Origin of the sequence: Paenibacillus sp. FSL R5-0912, from assembly GCF_000758605.1 — a bacterium.
In the GTDB taxonomy this organism is placed as follows: Bacteria; Bacillota; Bacilli; order Paenibacillales; family Paenibacillaceae; genus Paenibacillus_AQ.
The window spans coordinates 3,248,329-3,260,920 of sequence record NZ_CP009282.1 but is presented as its reverse complement, the minus strand read 5'-3'; the positions used below and the strand labels follow the sequence as shown (position 1 = coordinate 3,260,920).

General features: G+C 48.8%; 14 protein-coding genes. 5 read left to right on the top strand and 9 right to left on the bottom strand.

The features are described from left to right. Positions 1-186 precede the first annotated feature (186 nt). The 5 genes from R50912_RS13580 to R50912_RS13560 all read right to left on the bottom strand — a co-directional run bounded on the left by R50912_RS13580 (position 187) and on the right by R50912_RS13560 (position 3,792). Positions 187-1,443 (bottom strand): purple acid phosphatase family protein, encoded by a 1,257-nt coding sequence (locus R50912_RS13580; RefSeq protein ID WP_042235502.1) that lies wholly within the window; start codon positions 1,441-1,443, stop codon positions 187-189. A 154-nt stretch (positions 1,444-1,597) separates the two neighbouring features. Further along, on the bottom strand, positions 1,598-2,062 hold the full coding sequence (locus R50912_RS13575) for a hypothetical protein (protein WP_052416304.1): 465 nt from the start codon (positions 2,060-2,062) through the stop codon (positions 1,598-1,600). Positions 2,063-2,168: 106 nt separating this feature from the next. Continuing rightward, a complete protein-coding gene (locus tag R50912_RS13570) occupies positions 2,169-2,612 on the bottom strand; it encodes a hypothetical protein (protein WP_042235500.1) in 444 nt (147 codons plus the stop codon). 120 nt (positions 2,613-2,732) lie between these two features. Beyond that, complete coding sequence (locus tag R50912_RS13565; RefSeq protein WP_231637893.1) at positions 2,733-3,050, bottom strand: DUF4279 domain-containing protein; 318 nt, start codon at positions 3,048-3,050, stop codon at positions 2,733-2,735. Between the two features lie 157 nt (positions 3,051-3,207). Beyond that, entirely contained in the window at positions 3,208-3,792 is a 585-nt protein-coding gene (locus R50912_RS13560) for a hypothetical protein (protein WP_042235496.1), read from the bottom strand. 151 nt (positions 3,793-3,943) lie between these two features. Here R50912_RS13560 and R50912_RS13555 point away from each other — a divergent pair, with 151 nt between their 5' ends. Next, complete coding sequence (locus tag R50912_RS13555) at positions 3,944-4,876, top strand: serine hydrolase domain-containing protein (RefSeq protein WP_042235495.1); 933 nt, start codon at positions 3,944-3,946, stop codon at positions 4,874-4,876. Between the two features lie 762 nt (positions 4,877-5,638). Here the strand turns inward: R50912_RS13555 and R50912_RS13550 are convergent. The 3 genes from R50912_RS13550 to R50912_RS13540 are packed head-to-tail and all read right to left on the bottom strand — an operon-like array spanning position 5,639 to position 7,801. After that, on the bottom strand, positions 5,639-6,292 hold the full coding sequence (locus R50912_RS13550; RefSeq protein ID WP_052416302.1) for a YcnI family copper-binding membrane protein: 654 nt from the start codon (positions 6,290-6,292) through the stop codon (positions 5,639-5,641). Positions 6,293-6,342: 50 nt separating this feature from the next. Further along, complete coding sequence (locus R50912_RS13545) at positions 6,343-7,008, bottom strand: response regulator (RefSeq protein WP_042235493.1); 666 nt, start codon at positions 7,006-7,008, stop codon at positions 6,343-6,345. Continuing rightward, complete coding sequence (locus tag R50912_RS13540; RefSeq protein ID WP_042242331.1) at positions 6,977-7,801, bottom strand: sensor histidine kinase; 825 nt, start codon at positions 7,799-7,801, stop codon at positions 6,977-6,979. Before R50912_RS13540 ends, R50912_RS13545 begins: the two co-directional genes overlap by 32 nt. A 287-nt stretch (positions 7,802-8,088) precedes the next feature. Here R50912_RS13540 and R50912_RS13535 point away from each other — a divergent pair, with 287 nt between their 5' ends. From R50912_RS13535 to R50912_RS13520, 4 genes are all read left to right on the top strand, one after another. Further along, positions 8,089-8,784: a response regulator transcription factor gene (locus R50912_RS13535; protein WP_042235491.1), complete on the top strand. Its 696-nt coding sequence runs from the start codon at positions 8,089-8,091 to the stop codon at positions 8,782-8,784. Next, positions 8,777-9,874: a HAMP domain-containing sensor histidine kinase gene (locus tag R50912_RS13530; RefSeq protein WP_042235488.1), complete on the top strand. Its 1,098-nt coding sequence runs from the start codon at positions 8,777-8,779 to the stop codon at positions 9,872-9,874. Before R50912_RS13535 ends, R50912_RS13530 begins: the two co-directional genes overlap by 8 nt. Before the next feature lie 135 nt (positions 9,875-10,009). Continuing rightward, on the top strand, positions 10,010-10,867 hold the full coding sequence (locus R50912_RS13525; RefSeq protein WP_042235485.1) for a D-Ala-D-Ala carboxypeptidase VanY: 858 nt from the start codon (positions 10,010-10,012) through the stop codon (positions 10,865-10,867). 47 nt (positions 10,868-10,914) lie between these two features. Then, the gene (locus tag R50912_RS13520; protein ID WP_052416300.1) at positions 10,915-11,523 is read left to right on the top strand and encodes a VanZ family protein; all 609 of its coding nucleotides are present in this window, start codon (positions 10,915-10,917) and stop codon (positions 11,521-11,523) included. 39 nt (positions 11,524-11,562) lie between these two features. Here R50912_RS13520 and R50912_RS13515 read toward each other — a convergent pair whose 3' ends face one another. Continuing rightward, positions 11,563-12,588, bottom strand: coding sequence for a hypothetical protein (locus R50912_RS13515; RefSeq protein WP_052416297.1), 1,026 nt, complete (start codon positions 12,586-12,588; stop codon positions 11,563-11,565). Positions 12,589-12,592 lie beyond the last annotated feature (4 nt).

Genomic DNA, 12,592 nt, shown 5'->3' with positions numbered 1-12,592 from the left:
TCTAACCTCCCAGGTTCTTTCTTTAATAACGCTTTCATTATAGAGCGTTGACAACCTGCACCGTGAGGGAAAACGGTCGAATTCATATGAAAACTGTCAGCAATCATCGTACCATTTTCACACTTTTTATTACTATTTTAACAATAAAAGGTTCTGTTGGAATGTCATCCAAAAGAACCTCGCTTACTAATGCTTCAAAACAAACTCATCCAGCTTGTTGCCGTCTGTATCATACGCCTGATAAGTCAGGGTATCCCCGCTAACCGTGATTCCCGCGAACATCGGTTTGTTATTCTGGAAATGAACCTTATGGTAGAACAAGTCTTCCTTCTTCCCGTTGAATTTGGCCCCGGAGGCGTTGGTCACCACATAGACCGTTCCGCCTGTTGTAACATTGCCACCATCACTCTCGGGTACAATTTGACCGGCGCGCAGCGGATAAGAACGGGAATACTCATGATTATGTCCCTGCAGCACAAGATCCACCTTGTATTTGTCAAAAATCGCCGTCCAGTCCTCGACCTTACTGTACATGTTCCCTCCATACGCCGGACGGTGCATCGCTACGATTGTCCACGGCTTATCCGTACCTGCCAGATCCTTCTTCAGCCAGTCAGCCTGCTTCTTCAGATTACTCTCTGTGTTCAGCACAGTCACATGGACCGGGCCGTAATCGAAGGAATAGGAAGTGCCGGCGATCGAACCCTTGGCCCAGTTATCCGGCAGATTGAAATGTGAGGTAAACAGCTCCGCCTCTTCATCAATCTCGTCATGGTTACCGGTCACCGGCATGAGGGGCACACTGGCCACCCTGTTCTGAACATAGCCAAAGAAGCTATTCCACGCCGCACTATCCTCCGAATCTTCAGTAAAATCACCATTATGCACAATAAACTCTGCTGCCGGGAAGGTCTTGAATGCCTGTTCCAAAGTGTTGCCCCAGATTGCGAAATCCGCATCTGTTACTCCCTGGGAATCCGTAACGTTGATAAAGGTCACCTGACCGCTGTCCGCTTCCGCAGTGCTGAACCCGTATGCGGGGCTCCACTCCTCTTCCTCTCCGCTGCCTACCCGGTAAGTGTAGCGTGTTCCCGGCTCCAGTCCGGTAATCTCGGCTTTGTGCACGCCTGCTGTACCCTGATCCGTCTTGACCGTGGTATTGGCTGCCTGAACCTTAATGACCCCATCTCCGGTAAAATCAGACGTCTTGCCCTTTATTACCTCAAGCCAGCCGTCTGCTCCGGGGTCCCCGGTGTACCAGGTAAAGGCGCGGCTGGTGGCCGCATCCCCCTTAAACGTACTGACCAGATCGTAGAGTGAACCTGAGAATTCAGCTCTTCCCCCTGCGGCCCGCTCCGATTTGAGCCGCTCCAGGCCAAGTGCCAGTATGATCAATACAACGACTATAATTCCGATGATAATAAATGTTTTCAAGTCGTTCATGTACTCCCTCCGCCTGCAGCTTCAAGCTTGCAATCTCTCTGAACCCGCCGGTCGATCTGTTCTGTTTCTCAAATAAGCACCTTATCATATATTAAAAATCATAAGCTACATTGAATCTTCTATTGCTTGGTATTTTTCAATTAGGATGAAGTTTTCATGTAATGCCCTTACACAACACAGCGCTTAAATCCCAAAAATCGCTATAAATCTCTTCAAATATTTTGGAAACTACGGTCTTTTCCATAAACACTGAACTTGGATGAGGTTCCCATTTAGTACGACTAATGCAAGTGACCTTAACAAGATTTGTATCCTCCTTGAATAGGAGCCGTCTCTCAATTCCCTGTTCGTAGAAATCTAATTCAAAGGAGTATATACCCGCTCTTGTTTTCCCTAATATATCAGGGACTTGTTCAATTACAGTACATAGATCCGTTCTACAATCAACAGGCCAATTATCTTGCCCAAAACCACCAACAACGAAAGATACAGATTGTGAAATTTCAAATGCTGTGCATATACACATTAGAATAGCCACTTCATCATCAAGTTCTAAATCAGGTATTAAGTATTCTGTTTCAGGTATACTTTCCAACGGCTTCTCAAATGTTAACTCCATCTTAAAGATATTATATCAGCCCTTCATATTGAGTTAATTTATATGGAATCGTATAATTATCGCCTCTCTAAGCACTCTCAATCAGAACCAGAATAAAAACTCCTTACTAAAATTGTTCACAGCTTATTTGTTCCACTTGTAAATTCTTTAAAACAGGCAAAACACGTTCCAAATACCAACTAAAATCAGTAATATCTATATCATCTTTTGCATTAATTTTCTTTCTTGCTATTGATAAACTAAACATCATTTGATTTGTATTAAAGATTAGTAACTCACATCCAACTTCAGAATCTACCCGCATTAACTCAATTCCAATAATCTCTTTTTGATCCTGCTTTTTTTTCAAGATATCGAAGAAGCTGTCTCTATTAAGTACACTAGATGTCCAATTATAATCATCATCACCCAAAGGCAGTATAGTAATCTCACCATTACTTTTTACGTATGTCCAACCTTCATTTTCAAAGTTTTGAAACAAATCCGGTAACGATAAGCTTTCACGACTATGATTGCTTAAACTTATATTTATAGAGGCTGAGATTGACATGAATCCCCTATCCTTTCCCGTTTCGTACTAGTCATCCTCTTCAACCCCACCAAAGGAAAGAATATGTATATTAAGCCCTAATCCTAAAATCGATATTTTCTTCATCATTTCAGTCGTAAGCTACAAGCCCATTTGGCCATAACCCGATCTCAAGTAACAATCAATTCCAACATCTTTATAAAGACTTGTTAACTCATTAATTTCTTTAAAGTTGGGAGTTAGATCATTCGGTAAAAGCTGTAGTGCTTCTTCCGGTTCAACTTCTTCAGATATTATTACTTCATATCGCCAAATATCAAAGGGAGCCTGAGTCACTGCTTCTTTTCTGATGGCCTGCCCCTTTTTCAGGATTGAATTTGGTTTAAATGCTAATCTTTTAGTAATGTAATCAAAATCTAAAGCTTCATTACGTATTGTGAAAGAACAACTACCGTTCATCTTCAAAATAAGGAACTCCTTTTAAAATCCGATAATTTTCTCTAATCTCTTTAAGATCATTTCATAGGTTCAATATCATTTTCCTGAAAAATATTGTCCATAAAGTATACTGACATTTGATATCTCCCCGCCATATAACTTCTACATCATTATGTCGTCATACTTGAATATTTCTATCCCAAACACCAGCAGCTACCCGCGTGTAACCCATAAGATCACGTTTACCTGCACCCTCCTGCGTTCCAAAAACCCATCTCACCACATTATGGCTATCAAAATTCATCTTATTAAAATCCTCATCGTAGTCCACAACTACCTCGACACCTAATGCAGAAACAAGTAACTTATTCACCATTTCGGAAGATAACAGTACATTCGAAATTTCATCATAAATAGGCCGGGTAACATCATTAAGCGTATCGCTATCTAAGTATTCTATGTATTTTGTATCCAAAGACACTCTTGTTTCATAGATGGTATCAGTTTTACTTAACATCACTACAAATTTAAAAGACTGGATTTCACCAAATATCAGTAAAATTCGGCCTTTCTCAAGAAGCTCTAGGACTTCTGCAATCTCAACATCCTGCGGGTGGTTTATTAAATCGTTGAACTCCCAATTTCCGATAGATTCAATCTGATTAATATTAGCATCGTAACCTCTTCCTTGAAGGACTTTGAGTAGCCAGCTTAAATCAATTATCCTTTTGGTAAAAGTAATTACATTGAAGTTCGCAGCCATATATCCACCTCCGCAAGCGTCCACAATACATCGGGTCTTGTTAGTTATAACACTCATACCAATATCACTTACAGTATAATACATATCCAGCTATAGTAAGACTAGGCAAATTCCAAATAGTCTTAACTTTGTTGCTTACGGAGGCGAAACAATGAACACTGTACTATTAGACGAATTGGTAGCATTGGTGAACAAGCAGAATCTGCGCGTTTTGAATGTGGTGGTCAGACAGAACGGTGAGCTGATGGCCAGGCATGATTTTGAGGAGGAACAGCCGCACCTACTATACTCTGCAAGCAAAACCTTTACTTCCATGGCTGTGGGGATTGCCGTTCATGAGGGAAATTTCAAACTTGATGATCTTGTAGTAGATTTCTTTCCTGATTATTTCCATACCTGCAGTAATAACACGGAATTTCTGAAAAGGATCACGATCCATCATTTGCTGTGTATGGGGTCCGGGCATGCGGAATGTCCGGTGAATAAGGCGGATTGGAGAAGCGGGCAGAAATGGGATATTGCTGAGCTGTTTTTTGAGGAGCCGGTTGTCTTTGAGCCTGGGACTCATTTCACCTATGATAATTCAGCCACCTATATGCTCTCCAGAATCATTAGCAGCACTACTGGAGCAAACCTGGACGACTATCTGTATGAGAAAATATTCCACCCGCTTGATATTCCCAAGCCGGAGTGGGACAGATGTCCGCTGGGATTCCCGCAAGGGTTCTCGGGGTTACACTTAACCGCAGAGTATTTATCCAGATTCGGACAGCTGCTCCTGAATAAAGGCGCGTGGAACGGGCAACAGCTCATTCCATCCGGTTATGTGGAGCAAGCAACTTCCGTCCAGATAAAGACTGATGATTTCACTCCTGACTTTGCAACCCCAGATTATCACCAGGGTTACGGATATCAGCTGTGGATGAACTCCTATCCTAACTCCTACCGGCTCGACGGAATGTATGGCCAGTATGTAATTATGCTTCCGGATAAGAACGCAGTGGTTACCTATGTATCCAACGAACCGAATAAAATGACCGCGATTATTGAGCTGACCTGGAATACGTTAGTGGATAAGTTGTAAGGCTACATGTGGAAATTCGTGGAACACACCCGGAATAGGTGTCAGTAACTCATCCGTAAAGATTGTTCTCATGTGACCTGTCATTTAGCAGCCGCTTCGCTCGTAGAACCGCCGCACCCGGATAACAGATGGATTTATAACACTTATTGCTCCCGGCTCTGGAGCTTCAGCAAGAACAGTTGGATTTATGTCACTTAATTCTGCCCCTACACCGGGTAATTGCCTGATCCCGCAAAATTAAGTGTTGTTTTTCCAACTACGCCCGGTATGTTAGGGAATTTCCCGGAATTAAGTGTTGTTTTTCCAACTGTTGTTCCCAACCGGCGTGCGTGAGCATCCATAGATAAAGTTTGTTTACAAAATCGCTGGGCACCAGTCAGCGGGAATGCAACCGATCATCGCATAAGCACATCAGCACATCCTGCACCCTCATCCCTAGCATTCCAGCATTCCAGCATTCCAGCATTCCAGCATTCCAGCATTCCAGCATTCCAGCATTCCAGCATTCCAGCATTCCAGCATTCCAGCATCCTAGCATTCTCCCATTCTCACATCCCCACATCCCACATCCCCCACATCCCAGCATTCCTCAAACCACAAAGAACCCCGCGCCTGAGGATGATACACACCTCAAGCGCGGGGGTTCCTGTTTGCCAGAACAGCCAGTTGGGCCAGTCTAACAGATATGCTTACTACATCACTCGTACAAATTACCTGCTTCAATCCTCTTACCTGGGCTCCAGGTAATCTCCGGTTCCAGCCCTACTCCTTCTTCCCCCGCAGCAAAGCAATTGCCGCCAGCAGGAAGGACAGCAGCGAGATGCCGAGCGCAATGTACAGCATCGGTGACACGCTGGAGCTGTTCCCCTCTTCCTCCATAATCGCCTCATGCTCGTCCATGGTCATGGTGCCGTTATCCGCCATGTCCATGGAGCCGTGGGAGTGGGTGCCTCCGCCGGAAGCTTCGGCAATCGCTGTGATGGAATGCGGGGATTCCGAGCCTTCTTCGCCGGACCACTGGACCACGCTGCCGTCGGCATAATGCTGATAGGCATTCCAGGCGATATCGCCTGCGGCGGCCGGGTTCTGGACGGTGAAGTAGAAGCGCTGGAACTGTCCGGCCTGAATGCCGTCCCCGTTCGCGATCCAGCTGACCTTGTCGCCATCCACTGTTACGTCCCAGCCGGGAGAAGCCTCGTATTGCTTGAACGCAGCTCCGGCCGGGATGCGCAGATCAACCTGCACAGTAGCAATGTCTTTCTCGGACGGTACTTTGAGCGTATAAGTCTCCCAGGCACCAGTGCTTGACGATGCCGGGCTGACCGTTACATGCGCACTTGCCACGGCTGCGAATACCATTAGTGCTGCGGCCACAGGTACGGCCAGGGCTGCTATTTTACGGAAAAGTCTGTTCAATGGGATCTCCCCTTCTCTCTTATGTAGTCTAATCATCCTTCTGCAAAGCTCTATCTTTTCCCCGGAAAATCCCGCTCCCGCGAAGCCAGTCCCTGCTCCATGGCATACCGGGTTAGCTGCGTGCGGTTCTGGAGCTGGAGCTTCTGGAGAATGTTCTTGAGGTGATTCTTGACGGTGTGCTCAGAGATCCCGAGGGTGGCCGCAATCTCCTTATTCGTTGACCCGGAAGATACACAGCCCAGTATTTCCTTCTCCCGCGCCGTTAATGCCTCCCGCTCCTCCTTGACGGAGGTCACGGCGAACTCTTTCAGAATCTGAAAAGCCAGCTCCCGGCTCAGCGGAACCTCCTCACTTACAATTGCCAGCAAATACTCTATCCAGGTCGACGGAGCCAGGTTCTTCAGGAGATACCCCTGCGCTCCCTGTTTGAGCGCTTCGAACAGATAGGAGATCTCATCCGATACCGTGACGATGACGATCTTCACATACGGATATTCCAGCTTAATGCGCCGCGTAGTCTCCAGACCGTCCATTCCCGGCATCTCGATGTCAATCAGAATCAGGTCCGGCATCCATTGCCCCGTCCAGACAATCGCCTCCGCCCCGCTCGCAACAGCGCCGATCACATCGAAACGTTCATCCAGCGCCACAATCTCACTCATCGCTTCACGAGCATGCGCATGGTCATCTACGATCAGCACCCGGCAGCGTTCCATCCGTCGTCCCCCCTTTCGAAATCTCTACCACTGTTCCGGCAGAACCGGATTGTAAGTTAAGCTTCCAGCCCATGCTGCGTGCCCGTTCTCTCATAATCTGAAGACCATAACTTCCACTCACCGCAAAAGGATCGGCATGCACGAATCCGGCGCCGTTATCGGCAACATCCACGTTCCAATTCAGCCTATCGCCTTGGCCGGAGACAGATACTTTACCTGCACGCGTATGCTTGCGCACGTTAATAATGGCCTCGCGGATGCAGGACAACAGCTCAGCCTGTTCCGCTGCCGTTAGCGCCTGCTCGTCCAGATGCCAGTCCAGTGATACCTCAATCATCACTTCCCCGGCTATTCCGGCAAGCTGCTCTTGAATGGACCGCTCCAGGGAGAAGCTCTCTTTGCCGCTGACCGGCACCTTCAGATTGGCAATGGCCTGGCGCACATAGCGGTTGACTTCGTGCACTGTTTTCTTGATCTGATTCACGCTCTCTGCGCTGATCTCTCCGTCTTTGCGGTTCTGTTCCAGGCGGTCAATCCGCACGGAGAGCAGAAACAGCGACTGTGCCATCCCGTCATGCAGCTCCTTGGCCAGCAGCTCACGCGCTTCCATCGCCGTAGTTGCCGCCCGCTCCCGTTCCAGCTCCCGCTGGCTCCGTTCAAGCATCCGGAAGAGCGGCAGGAGCAGAACGATACTGAACAGAAAGACAAGCACCGGAGTTAAGTAGTTTCCCATGTCCATGGAGATGTACTGCATCAGGAACTGATGCCGCACAAACTCCCAGATGCCGACCATAAGTGTTGGAATCAGCAGAATGAGCACTTTAATTCGGGTATACGTCGCAGTCGCCTCCCTAATACTGAAGATAACTTTATCATTACCGGGACTTCCCCGGCATGACTCTTTCGGGCTATGCCCGCAAGTAAATGTTACAAAATTAAGTATTTAAAATATAAAATCATCAAAGATGGAACTCAATCTTCTTATCATAGCAGGTCGCGAAACCATATCCGATAGGGTACACTAGGATCAAAGCACAATCAAGTATGATTTCATGCTGACTATACAGGAGAGACAACGAAATGAAACGTATTACGATTCTTATCGCCGATGACGATGCGGAAATTGCTGAGCTGATCGGACTGCATCTGGAAAAAGAGGGCTATCACCCCATCAAGGTTACAAGCGGATCAGCGGCTGTGCAGGCGGTCCAATCCCAGCATATTGATCTGGCGGTATTGGATATTATGATGCCCGGCATGGACGGGTATGAGGTGACCCGGCAAATCCGGGAGAAGCACGGGCTGCCGATTATTTTTTTGAGCGCCAAGACTTCGGACCTGGATAAAATCACCGGACTTGTCATCGGCGCCGACGATTATATGACCAAGCCGTTCAACCCTATGGAGCTGGTCGCCAGAGTGAATGCGCAGCTTCGCCGGTCCACTCAGCTGAATCAGCCGGTTACGGAGCAAAAGGCAGTGCTGGAAACAGGAGGTCTGATCATTGATCCGGACCGCCGGTCGGTGACGCTGTACGGACAATCGGTTGAGCTGACGCCGAAGGAATTCGATATCCTCTATCTGCTGGCCAGCTATCCCAAGAAGGTGTTTAGTGCAGAGCATCTCTTCCGGCAGGTCTGGGGTGAAGCCTATTATGAGGGTGGGAACACGGTCATGGTTCATATCCGCACCCTGCGGAAGAAACTTGGCGAAGAACAGACCAAAAATATGTGGATCAAAACGATCTGGGGGGTAGGGTACACATTCAATGGCTAATCTGTTCCGCAGCTTCCGCTTCAAAATGATCTTTCTGTTGATGCTGAGTATGGCCTGCTCGGGCGCTGTTACTTTTGTGCTATATAAAAGCCTGCAAATGTACTATACCTCACAGGTTAAGTATGAGGACACGCTGGCCCGTTACCGCTGGATGATCGCTGAATTTGGCGACCTCAATTTCTTCCTGATCTTCTTCATCCCGCTGGCGCTGCTGTTCTTCTTCCTGTTCACCAAGCCTTATGCCCGTTATTTCAAAGAGATCTCCCAGCATATCCGCCTTCTGGCGAACGGCGATTTCAAGAGCCGCATCAGCATAACATCCAGCGATGAGTTCGAGGATATTGCCGCCGATTTGAATCTGGCCAAAGATAAGCTGCAGCAGGCTGTAGAACGCGGGGATTTCGCCGAGAACAGCAAGGACAAGCTCGTGCTCAATCTGGCTCATGATCTGCGGACACCGCTGACCTCCGTGCTGGGTTATCTGGATCTGGTGCTGAAGGACGGGCAGTTAAGCGCCGATCAGGTTAAGCATTACACAACGATTGCCTACACCAAATCGCAGCGGCTTGAGAAGCTGATTGATGAGCTGTTTGAGATTACCCGGATGAATTACGGCATGCTGACCGTCCAGAAGCTTCCGCTTGATCTAAGCGAGCTGCTCGTCCAGCTGAACGATGAGCTGTATCCTGTGCTGGAGAACAACGGGCTGACTGCCCGCCTTGCGCTGGCTCCGCAGATGAGAATATCCGGGGACGGCGAGCTGCTGGCCCGGGTGTTCGAGAACCTGTTGACCAATGCCGTACGTTATGGCAAAGACGGCCAGTATGTCGATATCCGCTGCAACCCGGAGGGAGAGAATGCGCTCGTCCAGGTGATCAACTATGGGGATAGCATCCCCGAGGAGGAGCTTCCCTTTCTCTTCGATATGTTCTACACCGGCGACCGGGCGCGGACCCATCAGGAGGGCAGTACCGGACTGGGCCTGTTCATTGCCAAAAATATCGTCGAGCAGCACCACGGCACGATCTCTGTCCAGAGTGACACGATCCGCACTCTCTTTGAGGTGCGGCTGCCGGGTCTGCTCAAGTAGAGATTTAAATTCAATTATTTTACGCGGAAATGCCTTTGCATTTTAATATTTTAAGAAAAACTTTATCTTTACCCCACTTCTTTTTAAATTCACTTCCCTATTCTTATAGACATAGAGTCCAAGGAGGAAGATGAAATGAAGAAGTGGTTTTTTTGGGTTGTTCTTGCCGGTTTGCTTGGATTGGAGTGGGTGCACCAAGGCAGAGAAGCTGTTGTCCCCGGACAGGACACCCCAATCGTTCAAGTCGTTACGGACCACGGCTCCAAGAATCTGACGGTTATCCCTAAAAGCAGGGTTCATCAGGGCAATCTGCTGCTCGTCAACAAAGAATACCCTGTACATAAACCGGGAGTCAGTAAAGATATTGTGAATCTGTCTGAGCATCAGGAGCTGACCGAAGGCTATGGTCTGCTGGACAACAAGACGATGCTCTCCGAGCAGGTAGCGGAGCAGTTCTCGATTATGATAGGAGCTGCAGCCGGGCAGGGCGTCCAGAATTTCCTGATCAGCAGCGGATACCGGAACAACTCGGAGCAGAAGCAGCTCTATGAGGAGAAGGGAGCCGAATATGCCCTTCCACCGGGCCATAGCGAGCATAACCTGGGCTTGTCACTTGATATCGGCTCCTCGCAGATGGCGATGAGCCAGGCTCCGGAAGGGCAATGGCTTCGTGACAACGCCTGGGATTACGGATTTATCCTGCGCTATCCTGAAGATAAGACGGATATTACCGGCATCCAGTATGAGCCTTGGCATTTCCGTTATGTCGGCCTGCCGCACAGCATCATTATGCGGGATAAGCATTTCACCCTGGAAGAATACCTGGATTATCTGAAGCAGCAGGAGACGATTACCGCTACCGTTAACGATACAGAATATCAGATTTCCTATATAGCGGTCTCTGGAAATACTCCGGTTCCTACCCCTGAAGGCCGGCATGTGGAGTTCTCAGGCAATAATATCGATGGCGTTATTATGACGGTATATCCATAACAGCCAGGCCATATAACAATATAACCTAGAGAAGGCGGTGATGCGGAATGAATCCGGCACACAAACTGAGAATATACGGGTTGCAGGCACTTTTCGCCGTATACATCTATGTACTATTCAAAATCATCTTATTCAAGTTTGGTTCGATTAACTTCAGCTTTCTCTGGCAGCAGCTGCAGCGCAGCCCGGATAACATTGCCGGCAGTCTGCGCACAGGAAACTTTGTTCCGCTCGCTACCCTGTCCAATACGTATCATCATCTCACACCTACTACCATGCTTAATTTCGCGGGAAATATTGCCTTGTTTATCCCTTATGGCATATTCCTTGTGCTACTGTCCCCGAATGGAAAAGGCGGCGGCTCCTTCACCGGTGTCCTGCTGCGCTCTTTGGCATTAAGTGCGGTGCTTGAATGTGCGCAGGCGGTATTCTACATCGGAACCTTTGATGTGGACGATCTCATTCTGAATACCTTCGGCGGGCTGCTGGGGTATATCCTGTTCCGGCCTGTGATGAAGGCATTTAAGCCAAGCGGAAAAGGCAGTGCTGCCAATAAGGACGACCCCGCACCAGCGGACAATAGAAGGATCATCTATGATACGAAGTCTAATCCTCCTGTTATAACCGGCAAAGGCTCCTCTGTCACCAAAAGGTGACCGGGAGCCTTTGTCATCGTTAAGAATCTATATCCCGCCTTATATAGGAGAGGTGTACCGGCCGTACTGGATCTCCAGTTCTTTGAAGGCATTGCCTTGCTGCAGCAGGAAAAAGGAGTTCACACCCTCCGCTCCCCACCAGTTCAGGCCAAGCAGCAATCCGTCTGCCGACTGTGCAGCAAACAATAACGAGAACATCTCCCGCCGCATCTCCCCGCCGTCATCGACACGCCAGACCGAATATTCATCGTTCTCAATAAGCGCAGGATAATCCATGAAGCTGAGCTTACCGTCTTCATTCAGGACAAGACTGAACAGCATATCCTTATCCTGCCTTGTGAATTGAATCAGATACAGCTCCCTAATCTGGGCCAGATCAGCCAGCTTCCAGGCGGACTGAATCTCCCGGTGCTTAACGGCAGCTATGCTCTTGCGCACGGGATCTCCGGCGGCAAGCTGCGGAGCAGCCGGGTCAGCCGGTTGAAGCTCCAGCAAGGCAGCCGGAGGGAAGAGGGCGGAATCAGCCAGATAATAGGTTTCATCCGGCTTCGCAGCGCCGCTCTCTATCGTGTAGACAAATCCGGCCAGATTAGCGAAATTATTCGCCAGCTCCCGGCCATTGCTGTTCTCACTCCCCGCTTGCCGCTTCTCGAACTTCACAGCCAGCACCTGGCCTCCGTTGCCGATAGCGGTATTCAGGGATTCCATCTGCTCCCCGCTTCCCTCTTCCTGCGTGGTCACAAGAATATGACTCCCGGTCTCGTCGGCGAAGCCGAATACAGGCTGCAGCTTGGCGGGATCGAGGAATGCCGCCAGGGCAGGCGACTCGGTACCCGCGGCGGCTGCAGTAGGGTCCGCCGTTTGCGGGACGGCGGTCTGCTGCTGGACAGGCGACGGACTCTGCGCCACCGGAGGTGATGGCATGGCCGAAGATTCTGCACCGCCTGAATTGTCGGTACCGCCCGGCCGCGAACAGCCGGACAAGCTTGAGATTAGCGCCGCCGTAAGAATCATCAATCCGGCAGCTTTCAGCCGGTGCCGGGAACTTCTCTTCACGCGATTCATAGGG

Excerpts from the sequence above, each read along its gene's own strand:
- R50912_RS13580 (WP_042235502.1), bottom strand. The coding sequence starts at position 1,443 with ATGAACGACTTGAAAACATTTATTATCATCGGAATTATAGTCGTTGTA.
- R50912_RS13575 (WP_052416304.1), bottom strand. The coding sequence starts at position 2,062 with ATGGAGTTAACATTTGAGAAGCCGTTGGAAAGTATACCTGAAACAGAA.
- R50912_RS13570 (WP_042235500.1), bottom strand. The coding sequence starts at position 2,612 with ATGTCAATCTCAGCCTCTATAAATATAAGTTTAAGCAATCATAGTCGT.
- R50912_RS13565 (WP_231637893.1), bottom strand. The coding sequence starts at position 3,050 with ATGAACGGTAGTTGTTCTTTCACAATACGTAATGAAGCTTTAGATTTT.
- R50912_RS13560 (WP_042235496.1), bottom strand. The coding sequence starts at position 3,792 with ATGGCTGCGAACTTCAATGTAATTACTTTTACCAAAAGGATAATTGAT.
- R50912_RS13555 (WP_042235495.1), top strand. The coding sequence starts at position 3,944 with ATGAACACTGTACTATTAGACGAATTGGTAGCATTGGTGAACAAGCAG.
- R50912_RS13545 (WP_042235493.1), bottom strand. The coding sequence starts at position 7,008 with ATGGAACGCTGCCGGGTGCTGATCGTAGATGACCATGCGCATGCTCGT.
- R50912_RS13540 (WP_042242331.1), bottom strand. The coding sequence starts at position 7,801 with ATGGTCGGCATCTGGGAGTTTGTGCGGCATCAGTTCCTGATGCAGTAC.
- R50912_RS13535 (WP_042235491.1), top strand. The coding sequence starts at position 8,089 with ATGAAACGTATTACGATTCTTATCGCCGATGACGATGCGGAAATTGCT.
- R50912_RS13530 (WP_042235488.1), top strand. The coding sequence starts at position 8,777 with ATGGCTAATCTGTTCCGCAGCTTCCGCTTCAAAATGATCTTTCTGTTG.
- R50912_RS13525 (WP_042235485.1), top strand. The coding sequence starts at position 10,010 with ATGAAGAAGTGGTTTTTTTGGGTTGTTCTTGCCGGTTTGCTTGGATTG.
- R50912_RS13520 (WP_052416300.1), top strand. The coding sequence starts at position 10,915 with ATGAATCCGGCACACAAACTGAGAATATACGGGTTGCAGGCACTTTTC.
- R50912_RS13515 (WP_052416297.1), bottom strand. The coding sequence starts at position 12,588 with ATGAATCGCGTGAAGAGAAGTTCCCGGCACCGGCTGAAAGCTGCCGGA.